The 18,487-nt window shown below is 46.8% G+C and carries 24 protein-coding genes; 8 read left to right on the forward strand and 16 right to left on the reverse strand.

Annotated features, from left to right (window positions below; all coding sequences use genetic code 11):
- Window positions 1-132 precede the first annotated feature (132 nt).
- Window positions 133-1,002, forward strand: a complete 870-nt coding sequence (locus HWX64_RS12775; protein ID WP_175989944.1) for an HAD family hydrolase — start codon at window positions 133-135, stop codon at window positions 1,000-1,002.
- A 59-nt stretch (window positions 1,003-1,061) separates the two neighbouring features.
- The gene (locus HWX64_RS12780; protein WP_175989945.1) at window positions 1,062-2,153 is read left to right on the forward strand and encodes a sorbosone dehydrogenase family protein; all 1,092 of its coding nucleotides are present in this window, start codon (window positions 1,062-1,064) and stop codon (window positions 2,151-2,153) included.
- Window positions 2,154-2,347: 194 nt separating this feature from the next.
- On the opposite strand, the gene HWX64_RS12785 is transcribed toward HWX64_RS12780, so the two are convergent.
- The 13 genes from HWX64_RS12785 to HWX64_RS12845 all read right to left on the reverse strand — a co-directional run bounded on the left by HWX64_RS12785 (window position 2,348) and on the right by HWX64_RS12845 (window position 11,716).
- Window positions 2,348-2,512, reverse strand: coding sequence for a YvrJ family protein (locus HWX64_RS12785; RefSeq protein ID WP_175989946.1), 165 nt, complete (start codon window positions 2,510-2,512; stop codon window positions 2,348-2,350).
- A 57-nt stretch (window positions 2,513-2,569) separates the two neighbouring features.
- On the reverse strand, window positions 2,570-3,118 hold the full coding sequence (locus tag HWX64_RS12790) for an N-acetylmuramoyl-L-alanine amidase (RefSeq protein WP_175989947.1): 549 nt from the start codon (window positions 3,116-3,118) through the stop codon (window positions 2,570-2,572).
- 17 nt (window positions 3,119-3,135) lie between these two features.
- Window positions 3,136-3,768, reverse strand: coding sequence for a D-Ala-D-Ala carboxypeptidase family metallohydrolase (locus HWX64_RS12795; protein WP_175989948.1), 633 nt, complete (start codon window positions 3,766-3,768; stop codon window positions 3,136-3,138).
- Between the two features lie 332 nt (window positions 3,769-4,100).
- Complete coding sequence (locus HWX64_RS12800) at window positions 4,101-4,319, reverse strand: hypothetical protein (RefSeq protein WP_175989949.1); 219 nt, start codon at window positions 4,317-4,319, stop codon at window positions 4,101-4,103.
- Window positions 4,316-4,891, reverse strand: coding sequence for a sigma-70 family RNA polymerase sigma factor (locus HWX64_RS12805; RefSeq protein WP_175989950.1), 576 nt, complete (start codon window positions 4,889-4,891; stop codon window positions 4,316-4,318). Before HWX64_RS12805 ends, HWX64_RS12800 begins: the two co-directional genes overlap by 4 nt.
- A gap of 469 nt (window positions 4,892-5,360) precedes the next feature.
- Window positions 5,361-6,155: an SDR family NAD(P)-dependent oxidoreductase gene (locus HWX64_RS12810; protein ID WP_368495586.1), complete on the reverse strand. Its 795-nt coding sequence runs from the start codon at window positions 6,153-6,155 to the stop codon at window positions 5,361-5,363.
- 100 nt (window positions 6,156-6,255) lie between these two features.
- Window positions 6,256-6,903, reverse strand: a complete 648-nt coding sequence (locus tag HWX64_RS12815) for a TetR/AcrR family transcriptional regulator (RefSeq protein ID WP_175989951.1) — start codon at window positions 6,901-6,903, stop codon at window positions 6,256-6,258.
- Window positions 6,904-6,932: 29 nt separating this feature from the next.
- Entirely contained in the window at window positions 6,933-7,949 is a 1,017-nt protein-coding gene (locus tag HWX64_RS12820) for an ABC transporter permease (protein WP_175989952.1), read from the reverse strand.
- A complete protein-coding gene (locus HWX64_RS12825) occupies window positions 7,939-8,667 on the reverse strand; it encodes an ABC transporter ATP-binding protein (RefSeq protein WP_175989953.1) in 729 nt (242 codons plus the stop codon). Before HWX64_RS12825 ends, HWX64_RS12820 begins: the two co-directional genes overlap by 11 nt.
- A 195-nt stretch (window positions 8,668-8,862) precedes the next feature.
- Window positions 8,863-9,546, reverse strand: coding sequence for a bacillithiol biosynthesis deacetylase BshB2 (bshB2, locus tag HWX64_RS12830; protein ID WP_175989954.1), 684 nt, complete (start codon window positions 9,544-9,546; stop codon window positions 8,863-8,865).
- A gap of 16 nt (window positions 9,547-9,562) precedes the next feature.
- Window positions 9,563-9,910 (reverse strand): YojF family protein, encoded by a 348-nt coding sequence (locus tag HWX64_RS12835; RefSeq protein ID WP_175989955.1) that lies wholly within the window; start codon window positions 9,908-9,910, stop codon window positions 9,563-9,565.
- Window positions 9,911-10,403: 493 nt separating this feature from the next.
- Window positions 10,404-11,213: a pyridoxine/pyridoxal/pyridoxamine kinase gene (gene pdxK, locus HWX64_RS12840; RefSeq protein ID WP_175989956.1), complete on the reverse strand. Its 810-nt coding sequence runs from the start codon at window positions 11,211-11,213 to the stop codon at window positions 10,404-10,406.
- Window positions 11,214-11,365: 152 nt separating this feature from the next.
- Complete coding sequence (locus tag HWX64_RS12845; RefSeq protein ID WP_175989957.1) at window positions 11,366-11,716, reverse strand: general stress protein; 351 nt, start codon at window positions 11,714-11,716, stop codon at window positions 11,366-11,368.
- 439 nt (window positions 11,717-12,155) lie between these two features.
- On the opposite strand from HWX64_RS12845, the gene HWX64_RS12850 reads away from it, so the two are divergent.
- The 5 genes from HWX64_RS12850 to HWX64_RS12870 all read left to right on the forward strand — a co-directional run bounded on the left by HWX64_RS12850 (window position 12,156) and on the right by HWX64_RS12870 (window position 14,702).
- Window positions 12,156-12,914: a DUF4230 domain-containing protein gene (locus tag HWX64_RS12850; RefSeq protein ID WP_175989958.1), complete on the forward strand. Its 759-nt coding sequence runs from the start codon at window positions 12,156-12,158 to the stop codon at window positions 12,912-12,914.
- Between the two features lie 15 nt (window positions 12,915-12,929).
- Window positions 12,930-13,604, forward strand: a complete 675-nt coding sequence (locus HWX64_RS12855; RefSeq protein WP_175989959.1) for a uracil-DNA glycosylase — start codon at window positions 12,930-12,932, stop codon at window positions 13,602-13,604.
- A 90-nt stretch (window positions 13,605-13,694) separates the two neighbouring features.
- The gene (locus tag HWX64_RS12860; RefSeq protein ID WP_175990720.1) at window positions 13,695-13,871 is read left to right on the forward strand and encodes a uracil-DNA glycosylase; all 177 of its coding nucleotides are present in this window, start codon (window positions 13,695-13,697) and stop codon (window positions 13,869-13,871) included.
- 87 nt (window positions 13,872-13,958) lie between these two features.
- Window positions 13,959-14,258 (forward strand): YwdI family protein, encoded by a 300-nt coding sequence (locus HWX64_RS12865; RefSeq protein ID WP_175989960.1) that lies wholly within the window; start codon window positions 13,959-13,961, stop codon window positions 14,256-14,258.
- A gap of 72 nt (window positions 14,259-14,330) precedes the next feature.
- Window positions 14,331-14,702, forward strand: a complete 372-nt coding sequence (locus HWX64_RS12870; RefSeq protein ID WP_175989961.1) for a DUF423 domain-containing protein — start codon at window positions 14,331-14,333, stop codon at window positions 14,700-14,702.
- Window positions 14,703-14,841: 139 nt separating this feature from the next.
- Here HWX64_RS12870 and gerQ read toward each other — a convergent pair whose 3' ends face one another.
- Together gerQ and HWX64_RS12880 are read right to left on the reverse strand one after the other, a co-directional pair.
- Window positions 14,842-15,231 carry a spore coat protein GerQ gene (gene gerQ, locus HWX64_RS12875; protein ID WP_175990721.1) on the reverse strand — a complete coding sequence of 130 codons (390 nt, stop codon included), beginning with the start codon at window positions 15,229-15,231 and terminating at the stop codon, window positions 14,842-14,844.
- Window positions 15,232-15,372: 141 nt separating this feature from the next.
- Window positions 15,373-15,795 carry a cell wall hydrolase gene (locus HWX64_RS12880; protein WP_175989962.1) on the reverse strand — a complete coding sequence of 141 codons (423 nt, stop codon included), beginning with the start codon at window positions 15,793-15,795 and terminating at the stop codon, window positions 15,373-15,375.
- Between the two features lie 235 nt (window positions 15,796-16,030).
- Between HWX64_RS12880 and HWX64_RS12885 the strand changes: the two genes are divergently transcribed.
- Window positions 16,031-16,951, forward strand: coding sequence for a LysM peptidoglycan-binding domain-containing protein (locus HWX64_RS12885; protein WP_175989963.1), 921 nt, complete (start codon window positions 16,031-16,033; stop codon window positions 16,949-16,951).
- Window positions 16,952-17,419: 468 nt separating this feature from the next.
- Here the strand turns inward: HWX64_RS12885 and hemQ are convergent, their stop codons facing one another.
- On the reverse strand, window positions 17,420-18,163 hold the full coding sequence (gene hemQ, locus HWX64_RS12890) for a hydrogen peroxide-dependent heme synthase (RefSeq protein WP_175989964.1): 744 nt from the start codon (window positions 18,161-18,163) through the stop codon (window positions 17,420-17,422).
- Between the last annotated feature and the right edge of the window lie 324 nt (window positions 18,164-18,487).

An 18,487-nucleotide genomic window follows, 5' to 3' on the forward strand; every position in this document is an offset into this window, starting at 1 on the left:
TAACATGCATAAAGGCGGAAGAATGTTAAAAATGAAAGTGTTTTGATACAATGACTAAATAACAAAAGCACAGAGAGCAAAAGCTATAATAAAACATCATCAGAAAAATACAGAAATGAAAGGTGACGGACAATGATTACAAGCATAACCAGCGATATGGACGGAACATTATTAAATGAACATCAAGAAGTCAGTGAAGCCAATAAAAAAGCGATCCTAGAAGCTCAAAAGCAAGGAATTGAATTCATGGTGGCAACGGGGCGTTCTTACGAAGAAGCGCGATACGTCCTGGCGGATGCCGGCATTTTCTGCGATATCATCTGTGTAAATGGTGCAGAGGTCAGAAACAAGGACGGAGAAATCATCCATCAGGCCGGCATCCAGTCTGATCACGCCAAAGATATCGCAGCAGCCCTGAATGAAACAGGTATTTATTTTGAAGTCTACACAGACAAAGGTACCTATACGGAAAACTATGAGATGGGCATTGAACTGATCGTCGATATTTTTACGACAGCCAATCCTGAAGTGACCGAGGAACAAGTGAGGCAGGCCGCGCGTGAACGTTTTGAAAAAGGTCATATCAATCTTGTCGAAGATTATGGGAACATATTTAATGACGAATCCCAGCTCGTATATAAATTCCTCGTTTTTTCTTTTGACGATGATCAGCTGAAGGCAGCGAATGAAAAGCTGAAAGGCATCGGGGGGATCGCGGTCAGCTCCTCAGGTAAGGAAAACCTGGAAGTGAACAGCATTGACGCGCAAAAAGGCTTTGCCCTGCAGAAGCTTTTAAAGGACAAAGGATTATCGGCGGAGCAGGCGATGGCAATGGGCGATAACCTGAATGACCTGTCGATGATGAAAGTGGTTGGCCGACCGGTCGCCATGGGGAACGCACTTGATGAAATCAAGGAATACTGTACGTATCAAACAGCCCTTAACCGTGAAGACGGCGTGGCCAAAGCCATCAGGGAGGCCCTTCAATCCCCTGTGAAATAGATTGAACGCTTCAAAACTTGTCCATACTGATGAAAAAATGAAAAGGGAGCCAGTGACCGATGAGATCCATTTTATTTCAAAAAAGATTGGCAGTGACGATCGGACTTCTGCTCATTCTGGCATCATGCGGAGGACAACAAGAAGAAGAAAGCGAGTCAGTCAGCAAGCGCGAAACTGAACATAAAGTATTGGCCGAGAATCTTTCCATTCCATGGTCGATTGTCAAGGATGGAGAGGATTTCTACCTGACAGAACGGACAGGCGGTATCGTTGAAATCAAGGGCGGCAAGCAGACCGAGAAGAAAGTAAACCTCTCCAAACCGCTTGCCAGTCAGCCGGAAGCAGGATTCATGGGGCTGGTCCTTCATCCTGATTTCAAGGAGAATCAGCAGGCGTTTGCCTACTACACCTATAACGATGAAGACGGAACACCATATAACAGGGTGGTGGTGCTCCAAAGGTCAGAAGAGGCTTGGAATGAAACAGAGGTCCTCCTTGATAAGATCCCAAGCGGGGCACAGTATCATCACGGAGGCCGGCTGAAAATCGGGCCGAACGGGAAGCTCTACATCACCACGGGGGATGCCACCCAGGAAGAAAAAGCCCAGGAGCTGTCCTTCCTTGGAGGCAAAATCCTGAGGATCAACCTGGACGGCAGCATCCCGGATGACAATCCGTTCGGGGACTCCCCGGTTTATTCATACGGCCACCGCAACCCTCAAGGCCTGGCCTGGAATGATGAAGGGGAATTGTATGGCACAGAGCACGGACCTAACGGCTACGATGAGGTGAACCTCCTCCAGGCCGGGAAGAATTATGGCTGGCCGGAGATCACCGGAGACGAAACAGCCGAAGGGATGGTGTCACCCCTTGCCCATTCAGGAGAGCCTTCATGGGCACCATCGGGAGCAGGTTTCTGGAAGGATAAGCTCGTTTTTGCCGCCCTTGGCGGACAGAGTGTCAAACTCTTTGATCCTGCGACGAGAGAGGTGACGACTCTGATCGAGGGGTTCGGCCGGATCCGTGACGTACTGGTCGAAGGGGACACCCTCTATTTTGTATCGAATAACACCGACGGCCGGGGAATCCCCAAGGCAAATGATGATAAGCTGTACGAAGTGGATTTGGGTTCTTTGACGATGGAAGAATAAATGAGAAAAAGCCTTTCCTGCGAAAAATAACAGGGAAGGCTTTTATACGTTTAAAACCATAATCATTTCAATTTTCAAAGACATGCAATCATCATCGATTTTATCATCCTATTATGACTGACTGAACTATATTTAATCCATAAAAAAAAAGAGAACCGCTTCGGCTCTCTCTTTTTTCAATCGTTGAGGTGCTTCTACTTATCGATCTTGCCTTCTTGTTTTGAAAAGGCTTTGGATAAGGCGTGGATGGCAAGTTCAAGTTGTTCGAGTTTCTTTTCAAGTTTGACGAGCAGAAAAAGAGTGACTGCAATCGGAAAACCGAAATTGCCCAGTAATTGAATGAACACAGAATATTCCATTGCGAGACCTCCTTAGGAATTGTTCGGTAATGCTTTCTGTAGATCTGTCAGATCTGGTTAAGGCTGAAGGTTGACTGCTTTTGCAATCCCTGAGGCAATGGACTGGGACAAACCTTGAATAAATGCAGGATCTTTTAAATAGGAAGCATCGCCTGCATGGTCGATGAATAGGTTTTCAAGTAAAATCGCTGGCATCGCGGTCTCCCTCAGGACAGCAAAGTTTGCTTCTTTCTGTCCTCTGTCACGAAGGCCGTAGCCTGAATAGAATTTCATGATTTCAGCGTGGAGGACGTCCTGTCGTCTTCCCGTTTCTGTCCCGGAGGTGCCGGGATAGATGTAGCTTTCAAACCCTGTCCCGCCTCCTGCATTGTGATGGAAGGAGACGAAGTAGTCTGCACCAAGCCCGTTGGCAAACTGGGCCCGTTCTGATAATCCTATATAGACATCTGAATCTCTCGTTAAGATGGCGTCAACGATATATTGTTCTTCCAAAAGGGTCTGGACCTTAGTTGTAATGGTCAAGGTCAGCTGCTTTTCTTGCAGGCCGTGTCCCGTCGCTCCCGGGTCATTCCCGCCATGTCCTGGATCTAGTACGATCTTTGGCATACTCATCGTCCCCCTTTCTATGCCCAATACCAGAATTGCGAGCCGTATGGATACTCGATTCGGCTGTCGACATGGACAAATGTATTGTATGTGATGATGCCGCTGAATCCGCATGTCTTTGCGGCTTCGGCTGTTTGGGAAGGTGTTTTGCCTGAAGGGTCGGTGTCTGCCGCCACTCCATATGTGTGCATGCTGTTCGAAGCACCGCCTACATTGCTGTTGTGATTGATGCTGCGGAAGCCGGAATTGATGGTGATTGGAACATTGCCAAGCTTCTTACGGAGAGCTTCAAGTTTGTACATCAAGCGGCGGACGTTTTCTTTTACCTGGGTTGAACCGACTTTCCCGCCCGAAAAACCGCTGCCGTCTTTTGAGTGGAATTCACTGAAATTGAAATGGGCGGTAGAGCCGTCGCTGCTTTCAAGGGCATTCAGCTGAGTGTGAGTCTGCGGGCCGGCAATGCCATCAACCGAAAGCCCGTATGCGCGCTGGAATCGCTTCACGGCGGCTTCCGTTCCCGGTCCGAAGTCTCCATCGATTGTTACCTTGGTCTGTGAAGCAGAATCAGAAGCCCACCCTGCAACGCGGATTTGAAGTTCCTTTACATCACTGCCGGAGTCACCATTTCTCATTGTTCTAGTCCAGTTCATAAAAGCATCTCTCCCTCAGGTTTAGTAGATTAGTAGATTGAATGATTTGAAGGCCCGTCCCGCGGTGCTTTAAAGCGGTGGGGTGCGGGATTGGGCGGTGAGACAGCCAAAAGGGATGCAGGGTAAGGGCGGCCATCCCTGCCGCGCTTACTCTGTTTTGCTTGCCTTACACGTTATAAAGAAGACGAAGGGAGGGGATTTACAACCTATCTTCAAAAACTTTTCTGGGGAGGGAGGGTTGTCAGTGAACAAAAAAAGACAAATAAACACGAGGGGCGCCGTGTTTACTTGTCCTTCTTCATCTTAAGTCAGTTTAAATAGAGTGACTCTGATCATTTCATTAAATCAAACAGTCCGGGGACATCTTCCAGTGAGTAGCTTCGTACATACCCGATCACTTTGATCCTGAGTTCCTGTTCGAGATCTTCCCGATTTTCCTGATGAGTCAAACGCAGCGACTTTTTAATTTTTGGCTCGAAGGTATGCACCACGTCCACTTCATAATGGCTGTTATCCTGCGCTTCTTTTACCATGTCATAAAGTGCGTTCATTCTTGTTCTCCTTTCTCTAATTCTTCTTTTAATTTGGCCAGGGCTTTTTTGTGGGATTTAGAGACCGCCTGCTGGGAAACACGCAGAATTTTAGAAATATCCGTATCGCTTAACTCTTCTACGTATGCAAGGTCAAGAATCCTCCGTTGTCTGTCGGTGAGTTTTCTGTAGGCATGCAGCAGTGTTTCATCACTGATGGCATCTTCCAGGCTTTGTACGGGCAAGGTGAGGTGCTCTTCAGTGTCTGCAATCATGTCTTTAAACGTCCCGTCTTCCTCCCCGCCGAGCGGCTGATCAAGGGTCAGCAGCTGCCTGCCGCGGTGAAGGCGGATTTTTTTATCAAAATTGACACTATGAAAATATAAGGATGAACTGACATAGGAAGTGAATCTGATTCCGAAATAATGAGCCTTGAAAGCTTCATTCAGGCAACCCTCCGCCGATGCGCTTGGCGACGATAAAAATTCTTTCAAAAGTTCCTGGTGTTCGGGCCGGGTCATAAACGATTCCACTGCTTTATTTCCTCTTAAATCCGGATAGATACGGTAAAATCTCTCTTTCAATGAGTCCATTTTTTTCACCACCATTAGAACGTATGTTCGGTTAAATGTTTAAAAAAAAAGCGGCGGATACTATTCCTGCTTTTAGTATATAAAGAAACCTTCATTAAAAAAATGACAACCTCATTGTTTAATATCGTTCCAATGTACTATTCATTAAACTATAGAGTGGATATTTTTGTGAAGGGTGGAAGGGACTAATTTTTGGGTGGAAAGGGAGGATTAGCTAAAAAAGGAGGCTGGAAGCGTTGATTCGGTTAGTTGAAAATAAAATGGTAAAAGTTGAAAAGAAAAGAGGTAAAGTTGAAAATAAATAAGCAAAAGTTGAAAAGAAATCTCCTGAAGTTGAAAATAAAGTGCTGAACGAGGACAACTATAGGAAGAAATTTGATAAGATCAGCCGTCTTATTATAAAAAAATCAGTGTTCGCTTTAAATAAGGCACCCGCCGCTTCAAAAAGCGACGGGTTCTAGAAGAAAAATCAGCGCATCACGCTGCCGCCCGAGATCTTGACCGATTCACCAACAATGTTTCCGGCGGCATCACTCAACAGATAGACAATCGTGTTCGCCACTTCTTCAGGAGAAGTCAGCCTGCCGGACGGGATACTCTCTTTGGCAAGCTCCAGCTGCTCCTCGTAGCTGCGGCCGTGGCGCTCGCCCTTGGACTTGATGGCGTTCCGGCCCATTTCGGTATCCACATAGCCCGGGCAGACCGCATTAACACGTACGCCCTGTTCGATGGCTTCGAGGGCGAATGCCTGTGTGAAGCCGACAACCGCAAACTTGGATGCGCTGTACGCCGAGTTTCCGTGCGTTCCCCGGAGTCCAGAGAGGGAAGAAATATTGACGATCGCCCCTTTGCCGTTCTCTTTCATGCTTTTATAGATGGACTGTGTAAGCTCGACCAGTGAAAAATAATTGAGTTCCATCGTGCCGCGCAGATCATCTTCAGACAGGCTTTCAACGATGTCCCCGCCGCCGACCCCGGCCGAGTTGACGAGCCCGGTGATCGGGCCGAATTCGTTCGCGGCAAACTCAACGAGCTGGTCCCGCGCCTGGGGCTTGGTCAAATCCGCCTTCACCGCGAATACCTTATCCTCGCCGCAAGCCTGCCTAACCTCACTCAATTTTTCCTCATTCCTGCCCGTTATCGTCACGCGGGCACCGGCTGAAACGGCTGCTTTCGCCGCGGCATAACCGATTCCTCCGGTCGCCCCGGTAATTAAAATATGCTGTCCGTCCAGAGTTTTATCATGAAATGGAAAGTTCATCATGCTCCCTCCTTTTACTATGTAATGTATGTTACCCGTGAAACCGAACGGTAAAACGGGTCTGAAAAAAGAGCCCCGGGCACAAACCCAAGGCTCTTGACTATTACCCTTTCCCGACACCGTTCATAATCATCTGCACCGTCATCTCGATTTCTTTCTCGTCATCCCACTCTTCCTCAGGCAGGAACACATAGCGGACGAGCAGAAGGCCGAAGATGCTTGTCGCCGAGAAGCGCACCACTGCAGGCGAAGGCAGGTCGATGATCTGGCCTTTTTCTTTGTAGTGATCGACGAGGGCGGTGAATTTATCGAAGATTTTCTGAGCAATGTGCTCCTTGAATTGCTCCTTCAGTTCTGAATGGAAAGGAATTTCCTGGATCAGGATCTTGAAGACGGTCATATTATCCTTCAGGAACTCCTGGCGGTTCAGGATCATCGCCTTCAGGAAATCTTCGTAGCGTTCGTATTTGGCGTCCAATACCTTGTTGATATCGCGGATCACGAAGGGCGCGATCAATTTGGCCATGGTTGGTGAAACAATCGAAAGAAGCAGGTCCTTCTTTGTTTTATAATGGCGGAAAATGGTGCCTTCGGCGACACCTGCTTTCTTGGCGATCTGGCTTGTCGACGTAGAGGCATAGCCCTTCTCTGCAAACATCTCGATTGCGGCTTCCACGATCTTCTTTTGCTTCTCCGTAAACGGTTCTTCCTGTTCGAATAATTGTTTGAAAACATCTTTTTCTTCAGACATGCGTAAACCCCTAACGTAGTCGTTGTACCTTATATTTTACGGTATTTTTTAAGCGCTGCAACATTTAGGGTGATAAACAGGAGTGAAAATCCGGCAAGGACTGCCAGGTTGAAAAGCAGATCATTGAACTCGAACCCCCTGATCATCACATCCCGCAGGGCACTGGCTGCATAGTAGAGCGGGGTGAACGGTCCCACCCAGCTGAGCCATTCCGAAATCGTATCCAGATTGAACAATCCGGAGAAAAAGATTTGCGGCACGACGACAATCGGAATGAATTGCATCATTTGCAGTTCATTCTTAGCAAAAGCGGACAGCAATATTCCTAGTGTCAGCGCAGTAAATGAAAGCAGTACGATGACAATCAATACGTTAAAGAAGCTTCCAGCCATCATCATGTCGAGAATATAGATGGAATACCAGGAAATCAGCGCAGCCTGCAAGAGCGTCACAATCCCGAAACCAATGACATAGCTTACGACCATTTCCCAAATCTTGATCGGGGAAGCCAGCAGCCTCTCAAGCGTGCCGGTTGTTCTCTCTCTTAAAAAAGAAACCCCGCTTACCAAAAATACGAAGAAGAACACAAAGAATCCAAGCAGGACAGGCCCAAACGAGTCAAACATCCCCATGTCTTCATTTCCATATAAAAACGTCACTCCCTCTGATAGATTCGCAGATTGGGAAGGGAATAGGGTCTGGACCTTCTTCATCACGGCCCCGTTTACCGACGGGTCGCTTCCTTCAACGACGATGTGAGGTGCGGCGGTATCTTCAAACGTGACATACCCGTCCAACTCCCCGTCTTCCATCGCTTTCAAGGCTTTATCTTTGTTTTCAAAGCGTTCAAAATCTTTGAGGTCAAGCTTAGCCTCAAGAGGCTGGGGAACATCTATGACCGCCACTTTTGCCTCATAATCGTTTGAAGAAAAGACAAGCGAAAGCATCGTCATAATCAAGATGGGAGCCAGGAACATGAGGGCGAGCGTCCGTTTATCCCGGAAAAGCTGTCTGATGATACGAACGACGAAACCGTTAATTCTCAAGGGGAACACCTCCATTTTTCAGAAATACATCTTCTATTGAATTGACGCCGTATTGCGTTTTGATGGCAGCAGGCGTGTCGCTCGAAATGATTTCCCCATGCTGCAGGAGACCGAGCCTGTCGCAGCGTTCTGCCTCATCCATGACGTGTGTCGTGATGATGATCGTCCTGCCTTCCTCTTTTAGCGCATGGAATCCATCCCAAATCTCCTTCCTGAGAACGGGATCGATCCCGACGGTCGGTTCATCGAGAAAGAGGACATCAGGGTCATGCAAAAGCGCGATCGCGAGTGACAGCCTTCTTTTCATGCCGCCTGAATATTGGTGGACCGGCTTATCGAGGTGGGGGAGAAGGTCGACCATCTCCATCACTTTTTCAATCTGGTGTTTTCGCTGCGCTTTTTTGAGTCCGTAAAGAGAAGCCGTGAAAGCCAGATTCTCCTTGGCCGTCAGCTCTTCATACAGGGCATCGGACTGCGCCATATACCCGATGGACGGGTACAGCTCTTTCGCTTTCAGCGTGTTTCCTTTGAATGTGACTCTGCCTTTTGAAGGCAATTCAAGACCGATCATCATTTTGATCAGCGTCGTCTTGCCGGAACCGGACGGACCGAGCAGGCCGTAGATTTCACCGGGCTGGATATCAAGGGACACATCCTTTAATACATGCTGCGTTTTAAATGATTTGGAAAGATCGTTTAACTGAATGATAGAATTCATGTTCTCACACCTTTCGAGAGGTTGTTATGTGTTAGTGAGTGATTACTCACTTTAAAATATAAATGATTTGGGTTTGTTTGTAAAGTGAGTAATCACTCATTTTTAAGCTTGTTGATTTGTCCAGATAAAAAAAGCATGAAACATTCATCGAATGTCCCATGCTTTTTTTTATGTGTTCAATTTTCAATATAGACCTTACTCTACCTTATCGTTTTCCCACTGGTAGCTCCAGAAGTTTTCGGTGGTCACCCATTTCAGTGCTTCAGGATCGTTCACTTCCATGCCTTTTTCAAGGTCCTTCAGCATCCAGGCTGTCTGCGAGATATGGGCTTTCAATGTTTCGATCTTTTGATCCCTTACCGGTGTGATATCGATGACGATATCCGGCTCGCCAAGTTCTTCCCGGCAGTTCTTGGAGAAAGCCAGGCAGTGCAGTTTGGGACGCGATTCTTTCGGAAGGCGGCGCACTGCACGGACGACTGCTCTTGCCGTAGCTTCATGATCGGGATGTACAGAGTAGTCCGGGTAGAAGCTGATGATGAGTGAAGGATCGAGCTCTTCGATCAGTTCCGTTACCATATTCGCGAGTTTTTCGTCGTTTTCGAATTCGAGTGTTTTATCGCGGTAGCCCATCATGCGCAGGTCTTCGATACCCATCGCTTCGGCTGCTTTTTTCAGTTCTTTTTTTCGGATGAGGGGCAGTGATTCCCTCGTTGCAAACGGGGGATTCCCGAGATTCCGTCCCATCTCTCCGAGTGTAAGGCAGGCGTACGTGACGGGGGTGCCGTTATTTATATGAGTTGAAATCGTCCCGGACACGCCGAATGCTTCATCATCCGGGTGCGGGAAGATGACAAGGACTCTTCTTTCTTTTTCCATTCTTTTCTCTCCTTTCTTAATTAAACGGAGTAGGGCTGATTTCCAGTGCAACAGCAAGCTTCCCGTCAGCACCGTGGCCGGCCATCAACAGGCGGCCGTGTTCGTCCATTTCGTAGTGGGTGAGGCCTTCCGCATAAATCCAGCCGATCTCGATTTTCAATCCGACACGGAAAGGTCCGTCCCCGATGATTTTCCCATGCTCATAATTGACTTTCGCATTGCGGATGTAGGCTCCGGCGTTGAAGAAGCCTTCGTTGAAGTGAGCGGCGTACGCTCCGTTCGTCGTTTCCAAATGTATGTAGACATCCTGACGGGCAAATTGATTGATCAATCCTTGCGCATCAGCGATCTTGATCGGTTCCATTCCATTTCCTCCTTGAGTACAGAAATGACTCTTACGTATTATGTTCCATTTTACTAAAGTTTTTCCGTGAATGCGAAAAGTCTGTTTGTGAGGGGGCGGCGGTTTGAGGTGGGAAGGTGAGGCGGGATCGAAGTAGCTGTTCGTCATTTTAAAAAGTTTTTTCAATTTTTCCTTTGTTTTTCAGTGAGTTATTTCTATTTACTGAGGAAAATGATCATTTTAATAAAAATTCTTAACTAAGAATGCTTTGAAAACAGACGATGAGAAGGGAATATTAATTTAGTAATATTAATTGCGCCACTTTAGAGTTAATTGCGCCGGTTATTTATTAATTGCGCTACTTTCAAAATTATTGCGCCATAATCCAATTAATTGCGCAACTTGTCGAAAAATCTTTATCAACTAATTCATCATTCCGGCCATTACACATAAAAAAGTGCCAGGCACAAATCATCCAATCTGTGCCTGGCACCCGAATACTGCAAATTCAATATTATTTTTCTACACGATTATAAGCTCCGTGCATAACCGGGCCTACATATTCGTTCAATTTAAAACCGTGCTTGATCGCTGCTGTAACGAATTTCTTCGCGTTTTGAACGGCTTCCTTCACATCCTGACCGTTCGCAAGGTTGGATGTAATGGCAGCGGCGAAGGTACAGCCTGCGCCGTGGTTGTAAGACGTGTCCACTTTTTCTTCTTCCAACAGAGTGAATTCGCTGCCATCGTAGAAGAGGTCAAGGGCTTTGTCATGTTCCAGCTGCTTGCCGCCTTTGATGATAACGTTCTTCGCTCCGAGGTCATGGATTTTCTTTGCGGCTTCCTTCATACCGTCAACCGTTTTGATCGGACCGGTTTGGGCCAGCTGACCTGCTTCAAACAGGTTCGGCGTCACAACGGTCGCGCGCTGAAGGAGGTGCTCTCTCATGGCATCCGTGGTTTCAGGGTTCAACACTTCGTCTTCCCCTTTACACACCATAACCGGGTCGATCACGACTTTATCCAAGCCGAATTGATCGATTTTTTTAGCAGCAAGCTCGATGATTTCGACCGTGCCGAGCATCCCTGTTTTCATTGCGTCGATTCCGACGGACAGCACCGTCTCCAACTGAGCTTCCAGTGTATCGATTGAAAGCGGATGGACATTGTGGTGCCAGTGGTTATTAGGGTCCATCGTGACGACTGTCGTCAGGGCGGTCATTCCGTATACTCCGTGCTCCTGGAATGTTTTCAGGTCTGCCTGGATACCTGCTCCGCCACTCGTATCGGATCCTGCGATCGTTAGGGTCTTTTTCAATGTCATGGGTGATTACCTCCTAGTGTCGTGTCCATTTTTTGTCTGAATAAAGGATATAATACTGCCGGCGTAATTACAAATGTTCTTTCTTTTCGTAAAAAGAAGGCCCGTCCCGCGCTGCTTTAACGCGTCGCGGGACGGGCCTTCCACTCAAATGATTAGAACGGGCTTGGGTTGTTGGCTTTTGCTTCTTTGCTGGCGACGATGACCAGTTTGCCTTTGTCGAGTTCTTCTTCGTAGGTGTCTGCTTCCGTCCGGTTCATGCCGACTGCTTTCATCTTGTCTCGAAGCTCGTCTCCGCGGCTTTTGAACAGATTACCCATGCTCTCGATCATTCCCTGTTCTTTCACACCGATGGATTCGGTGCCTGTGCCTTCAGTGATGTCTTCTGAACGATGTTTGTCGTGTGCAAAGACATAAATATCTTCTTTCGTGTAGCCTTCTGCTGTTAACGTCTCGATTTTTGTTTTTGCTCCTACTACATTTTCAACGACTTCTACTTTATACATACATTCTCAACCTCCTGAAAATTGTTTTTCCAACACCGCAGTTTATTTCTGTGGAAGACTTCGCTTTCCGCGGGTGCCCCGTGAGCCTCCTTGCAAATCCTATAGGGTGTTTAACTGTCCAGCTGCAGGGCTTAGAGGCACATGTCATAAGCCAAACCGACCAAGAAGGCAAAAAACGCCTTCGTGGCCGTTTCGTCTTATGCCCCACGCCTCTGAGCAAAGCCCTTCCGCTTTTCTGATAGGAGTCTTCGTCTTCCACTCCAATAAACTGCTGGAACTCGTTAATGAAGTAATGTTAAGTCTAGCAAATGTTCTTATTTTTGCTTTTCCCGCTGAAAATAGTTTAAAACTTCCATAATCTAGTAACTGTTTTTGCGAGAATAATTGTTTCCAAGATTCGACAGATTTTCTTATAATAGAAGTAAGGAAGGTGAAGTGGTTGAGTACACAATATGAAAAGATCAGGCAAATGGAAGGGATTTTGGAAGAGTTAAAAGCGAATGAGAGAGAAATAAGCGCCACGGCCGCTATTGATTATAGAAGTAGAAGCAACAGGAATTCATGGAAGCTGATGACCTCGGTTCTTTCCTTTTGGAAGAATCGGCTGCTGCTCATTCTGCTTTTGATCATATTAGTGGCAGGCGGGACCGCCATCGGGATGTACGCATGGCTGGGTGGTTCCACTTTTACAGAAGAAAGAGGGTCGTTTGTTGAACGCATTCAGGAAATGAGTTCGCTGGCGACGGCTCAAGGGTTCGTGAAAGCGGTCATTGAGCAGGAGGATAATCAGTTATTTGGAAAAGATATCAGTGCCGACATCCCGGGCACGAAGCGGAAGCTTTTGATGGTGGTACCGGGGACGGTGCTCGCAGGCGTGGATTTACAGCAGATTGATAAAAACGATATAGTGGTAGATGAAGAGAAGAAAGAGATTCAACTGACGCTCCCGCAGGCGGAGATCCTTCAGGAGCCATCCATTGATACTGAAAATATTAAAACTTTTTCAGTGGAAGGGGTTTTCAGAAGTGACGTCGATTGGAATGAAGGCTTCGCCCTTGCCGATGTGGCGAAGGATTTGATCAGTCAGGAAGCGGTCGAGCAAGGTCTGCTGGAGGCTGCTGAGAAGAATGCCGAAAAGTCATTAAAGGGCATCTTTGAACAATTAGGCTATAAAGTGACCATCACGTACGAGAAGTAGAAAGGATGTCGCACGTTGTCTTCTGCTATTTTTAATAATGATTGGTCTGAGGTGCTGGAGGAAGAACTTCAGAAAGACTATTATCTGAAATTAAGAGAATGGTTAAAGGGTGAATATCAATCGTCGCCCACGTATCCGTCCATGTACGATATCTTCAATGCATTTCACTATACACCCTATCAGGATGTGAAAGTAGTTTTGCTGGGGCAGGACCCTTATCACGGACCGAATCAGGCGGAGGGGCTCAGCTTTTCAGTAAAAAAAGGCATCAAGCTGCCTCCGTCCTTACGCAACATGTATAAGGAGCTCCATGAGGATATCGGATGTGAGATCCCGCAGCACGGCTCGCTCGTAAAATGGGCTGAACAGGGTGTCCTGCTGTTGAATACCGTTTTGACGGTGCAGGAAGGAAAAGCTCACTCACACCGCGGCAAAGGGTGGGAGGAGTTTACCGACAGGGTGATTAGGCTGCTGAATGACCGCGAAAAGCCGATGGTGTTCCTTTTATGGGGGAAGCCGGCCCAGAGCAAGCGTGCCCTGATCGATGAATCCAGGCACAAAATCCTTGCTGCCCCTCACCCGAGCCCGCTGTCTGCCCACCGTGGTTTCTTCGGGAGCAGGCCCTACTCGAAGGCGAATCAATTTTTAAAAGAGCAAGGGTTGGAGGAAATCGATTGGTGCATTGAATAAGGAAGGTTGTTTCACGTGAAACAATCCGGAACCCTTCATTTTTCTGAAATGAGGGGTTTTAGCGTATCAGCAGGAGGCGAGGCGAGTTTGATGAAAAAAGAAAAGCGGATCAACTGCTTTCACTGCCGTTATTTTTATACTACATGGGAACCTGCCCATCCAAGGGGCTGCAAAGGGTACGGCTTCAAGACGAAAGCGATGCCGTCCATGGTCGTCCTCCAGTCATCGGGAAGTCCGTGTTTGAAGTTTGCGCCTAAATCAAAATAAGAACATATTTGATTATTCTCCCATTTACAATTAGGATTATGATGTAGATAACGAACGTAAGCTTTCGAAAGTGAAAGGAGGACCGGAATGAATATTCCTCATCAAAGCGTCATGAAACGAATGGAACAAGAATTGGCTAAAGCGAAATCTGCCGAGAAATCCCAGCAGATTCGAGAGCATATAAATTCGATTAAAGTGTTATGTGAAGTCCTGCTTGAAGAAAACAACCAAGGGGGGAGCTTCACTGCGCCCCTTCAACCGCAGCAGACAGTCCCATTCATTTCGCAGCAGCAACAACAGCCTGTCCAGAGACCGGTTCAGGTCCAGAAAGAAGAACCGCTGGAAACGGACGACGGGGCAAACGGGGATTCATTATTTGATTTTTGATCCACGGGATTCGTAAGAGGGAGGGCATCTCCCATATGAAAAAAGTGTTAATACATGCGGAGGAGTAGAGCCATGAAAACATTCATTATCATCGGAGCGCTTAGTGCGTTTTTGTCAGTGGGCCTGGGGGCGTTCGGTGCCCATGCACTTGAAGGCAAGATCGAGAAGAAATACATAGACACCTGGAATACAGGGGTCCTTTATCAAATGTTCCATGCGATCGGGATCATCATCATCGGTGTCTTGATGGGGACGGTTTCCCCGACGTCACTGCTGTCCTGGTCGGGCTGGCTGATGCTGATCGGGACGATTCTTTTCTCAGGAAGTCTGTACGTCCTGAGCATATCGGGCATCAAGATCCTCGGAGCGATCACACCGTTCGGAGGCGTGAGCTTCCTTGCCGGGTGGATCCTTCTCGTGATTTTTGCTGCAAAGACGATGTAATAATAAGAAAGGCTGACCATGGAGTCGGTCTTTTTTTTATCAAACAAGGCCCGTCCCGCGCTGCTTTAACGCAGTGCGGGACGGGCCTTCAAAAAATAAAAAGTGTTCAAAATTGGATTTTGAACACTTGAGGTTTGGATTACCGCGGGGAATAACTTGTCAATCCGGTCCCGTTGAACGGATATTCGTATTCGATTTCTTCGTCGAAGGTGATGTAATCCAAGTAAATCATCGGTATCAGATAGCGCATTCCGGTTTGGGGATCGCTTAAAATAAGATGATCGCGGCCGGCCGCTTCTATGACGCCCTTGAATACTTTCGCATTCCATTGTGTGTTGTTTTCAAACGTCGTATAAACAGTCGCCACTTTTCCTTTATTCAGGCGCAGGATGTTCTCGATATAAGATTCTTCGACAGGGAGCATGCCGGGAATGTTCTGCGACGGTCCCGGGGCATTTTGCTGTGCAGGCGGCTGCATATATTGCCCCTGTCCTTGCTGGGCCCCCTGAACCTGCCCTTGCTGCGGCATTACGGCACCGGCATAGTATTGACGGTAAGGATCATACGCTTGATACCCTTGGTAATATGGGTTGAATTCTTGATTTGACAAGTGATATACCTCCTTGAAAATCATGATTTTTACGTTTCTGTCTAAAGAGAGCCTGTCAGTTTAATAGGCCTTTGGACAATCTTGCCTGGTTGGAATGAAGAAACAATGTGCCTTGAAGCGGCCGGAGTTGGATTGATTGAACCATTTGGCGGGACAGTCTCCTTCCGGCCGGAAGAACCATAACGAATTTGACGCAGGGTGAAATCTTTCGCCTCTTATTGTTCTTCTGGCAAGATTGATGTCTTTCTCCCTTGCCCGCTGATAGAAATAACCCTTTTGTGTGGCTTCGAATCCGCCCGGTTTTTGAAACACCATCCGTTGTATCGAATTGATATCCTTGAAGTCCAGACATCGCACCCTTACACGGTTGATCCCCGTGTTTCCAACCATCAGCATCCCAAGCTGACCATCACCCTCGGCTTCGGCCCTCATCAATCGAGCGAGGAGTTTCACTTCCTTCTCGTTAAAAGGTACAACAGCCATCTTCCCACCTCATTTTAGAAGATGCTTTCTGTCTCACTATTTCATGTCTATGTCCGGGCACGAAAAGATATTCTTATAATTGGGCAGATTAACGATTACCCGGCAAAACTTGCGGAACCGGCCATTTGACCGGGCCTATTGTATAAAATGGGCTCATCTCCACGTAACTTGTGATTTTTTCAGGCGTCTAATGAAGTAGGAATCACATCAAGAGACACATCATGGGGGAATAAAGATGAAGAAAAACAACATGTTTAAATCAGCTTTCCTTGCTTTGACCATATCTGCGCTGAGTGTATCGAGTGCAGGAGCGGCAGGCTTTCATTTGATCCAAAAAGGGGATACGCTTTGGAGCTTATCGCAAAAGTATGGAATGTCTGTCGACCAACTCAAGGAGAGCAACAACCTGCACTCTAGCTTGATCTATGCAGGAAGCAAGCTTCAGGTTGGAAAAGTGGTCACCGTCAAAAAAGGAGACACGTTATGGAGCCTCGCTAAAAAGCATCAAACAACGGTCGGGCAATTAAAACACGTGAACGGGCTGAATTCAGACACGATCTATATAGGGCAGAAGCTCGAAATTCCAACGTTTGTATTGGTGAGGCCGGGGGACACGCTATGGGGAATCAGTCAGACATACGGACTGACAGTGGAAGAACTGAAGAAGAGAAACGGATTGAAAAGCAGCCTGATTTTTGCCGGTCAGGTCTTGAAGGTGAATAAGGTCACACCTGACAAATCACCGGGATACGATGCCGATAAGGTCATTCCGGGATTGACTCCCTATACCGGATATTATTACACGGCGGAAGAACCACGGAGATTCATCCTTCAATCAGCCAATGACGACTACTATTTTACAAGAGTCGAAGTGATCGATTCTGGTGCTGAGATCGGTTCATTGAAAAAGCAGGCACACGAACAGCTTAAGATGTTGGGCAAAGTCACTGAACTCCAGACGGAGAATTCGCTGCCATTTTACAAAGAGGCTGATTTTGTGCTTCACGCACACGATTCCGAGGTGCAGATGAACGTCGCTGTTAAAGAAGTGGATGGCGTTCTGTTGAAATTCACGATTCATTACCGGAATGCGGAGGAGTCGGAAGGGATTGTTCCGGAGATGCTGAAGATGCTGAATACGATTGAAATAAAATGAGTCAGGCCGTGCCCTTTTCGGGTCACTTTACTGTTTTTGTTATTTCTCTGTCTAACTGAGGCAGAAAGGCCCCCTCCCGGTACGGCAGAATATTTTGGTAAAATTTTTAGTGGACCGGGAGAGTTTTTTCGGTCTATTTTTTATTGTCTTCTTCAGCCTTTGCAATCAGCCATTCTATTTCTTCCACGGTGATTCGGCCCTTTTTCACTCGGTCTTTAATTGAATCTAGTGTAATGTTGTATTCTTCCATGTTATCCTTCTCCTCTTCATCTTGATATTTCCAGGTAAGCGGGGTAATCCGACTTTTATCAATACCCAGATTATTTTCTGTTTAATCCACTTGCAAACCCAGATATTTATATCGGAAGTAAAATGAAATTGTTAAGGGGAATCACCAGCGGGGTTCTGCAGAACGCAAAAAAGCAGTCCATTTTGGTGTTGCCCCAAAACGGACTGCTTAATTCATTCTTATACATGAAGGAACTTAGAGATTCCCTCTTCTTCTAACAGGTTACCAACGTAGAATGCACCGAATTCGCCGTAGCGTGCGCTTACTTCGTCAAAACGCATTTCGTATACAAGCTTCTTGAATTGAAGAACGTTATCGGCAAATAGCGTAACGCCCCACTCATAATCGTCAAAACCGACAGAACCGGTAATGATCTGCTTTACCTTGCCGGCATATTGACGGCCGATCATGCCGTGGCTCTTCATCAGTGAACGGCGCTCGTCCATCGGAAGCATGTACCAGTTGTCATTGCCCTGGCGGCGCTTGTCCATCGGATAGAAGCAGACGTGTTTCGCCTTCGGAAGGATCGGGTAGATGCGCTCCTGAACATACGGATTGTCATAAGGATCGCCTTCAGTCGGCATGTAATTACCAAGCTCAACGACAGAAACGTATGAGAATGTCGGAATCGTGAATTCAGCAATTTTAAGCTTGTTGAATTCGTTTTCGAGTTCATTCAGTTCTTCCATCGTCGGACGCAGGATCATCAGCATGAAGTCCGCTTTCTGCCCAACGATCGTGTAAAGGGCATGGCTTCCTTCTTTTGCAGCCTGAGTCGTATTCAACTTATCTAAGAAACGGTGGAATTCAGCAATCGCCGTTGCTCTTTCTTCACTCGGAAGCATCTTCCATGTAGTCCAATCGATCGCACGGAAATCATGCAGTGAATACCAACCGTCCAATGTTTGTGCTGGTTCTGGCATGTTCAATCACTCCTTAAAGTTCTTTTCATTTAGGCTCTTTTCGCATATTTTGTTGCATTACCCGCAAGAAAATACCGGAATTTGGGTATTTTCAGTTATATGTCCATGACTGTTAAAAAGATTGATTTCGAAAAGAGCACGATCACGCTCTTCATTCAAACTTATAGATAAGTACGTAGAGCAACAATTTATAGAAAACAGCCTTGCAATGTCACTATATCATAGTTTGGTCAAAGAGTAAGAATGGGAAACCCAAATGTCGTTAAAATGGCACAATTATAGGATAGGAAGCGCTTTTACGGAACACACTAAAAGGTGTTACAT

This window comes from Bacillus sp. Marseille-Q1617 (genome assembly GCF_903645295.1).
Lineage (GTDB): Bacteria > Bacillota > Bacilli > Bacillales > Bacillaceae_B > Rossellomorea.